Raw genomic sequence first — 1188 nt, forward strand, 5'->3', positions numbered from 1 at the left:
GGCACGCGCGCGCACGGAGGGAAGGGGGGCCGACTTGGCCGACACCGAGGGGCACGCGGGGCAGACCGACTGGCGCGACTGGGGCGCCGACCTGCCGGAGGACCCGGCGGAGCGGGCGAGGATGGCCGAGGTCAAGCTCGCCGAGGCCCTGGCGGTGTTGGACGTCCTAAAAGCACCAGGCCCTGGCTCTTTGACCAGCGAGGAGAGGTACCTCGCGGGCCAGGCGGCCAGGGAGGCGAGCCCGGCGGTGAGGCTCGCTGACGTCTGCGAGACGCTCTCCATACCCAAGAGCACCTACCTCTCGCAGCGGGCGAGGCTGTCGCGGCCCGACCCCGAGGCGGCCCTCAGGGCGCGCGTCCGCGCCTCCTTCGAGGCGTCCGGCGGCACCTTCGGCTCCGAGAGCGTGTGGGCCGACCTCAGGCGCGGGGAGGGCGAGCCGGTCTCCTGGAGGGACCTCGGGGAGGGCGACGCGGAGACCCCGGTCGTCGTCTCCGAGAAGGTGGTGCGCCGGGTGATGCGCGAGGAGGGCCTCGTGCCCCGCAAGGCGCTCCAGATGCGCCGGAGGGCGAGGTACAGCAGCTACGCCGGGGAGCGCGGCGAGAGGCCGGCCAACCTGCCCCTCCGCGAGGACGGGACGCACGACTTCCACGCCGCCGAGCCCGGCCTGCTCTGCGTCACCGACGTCACCGAGTTCCGGCTGGACGGCTTCAAGGCCTACCTCAGCGCGGCCGTCGACTGCTTCGACGGCTGGCCGGTGTGCTGGAGGGTGTCCCTGCACCCCGACGCGGGGCTGGCGCTCGGCACGCTCGGGGACCTGGTCGCCGCCGTGCGCCCGACGGAGGCGCGCCCGCTGATCCTGCACAGCGACGGGGGCGCGGTGTACATGACGGACGAGTGGGCGGCGGCGTGCGCCGCCGGCCACGTGACGCGCTCGATGTCGCGCAAGGCCAGGAGCCCGGACAACGCGAGGTGCGAGGGGTTCTTCGGCACTCTCAAGAGCGACTTCTTCCACGGGACCGACTGGCGGGGCGTGACGTTCGCGGAGTTCAGCGAGAGGCTGGGCTCCTACATCGAGTGGTACAGGGGCGGGAAGCCGAAGAAGGCGCTAGGATGGAGGACGATAAGGGAGCACCGTGCGGCGCTGGGTTACGCGGCGTAGCGGCGGTCCAGAGGAACGTCCGGGGTCCC

Annotated in this window: 1 protein-coding gene; it reads left to right on the top strand. The window is 73.1% G+C overall.

The window, feature by feature from the left end; genetic code table 11:
• A partial coding sequence (locus BMX94_RS10470) for an IS3 family transposase (protein WP_218138491.1) occupies nt 1-1159 on the top strand: 1159 nt, incomplete at its 5' end.
• Nucleotides 1160-1188 lie beyond the last annotated feature (29 nt).

The sequence above is a fragment of the Olsenella sp. KH3B4 genome (assembly GCA_900111695.1).
Lineage (GTDB): Bacteria > Actinomycetota > Coriobacteriia > Coriobacteriales > Atopobiaceae > Tractidigestivibacter.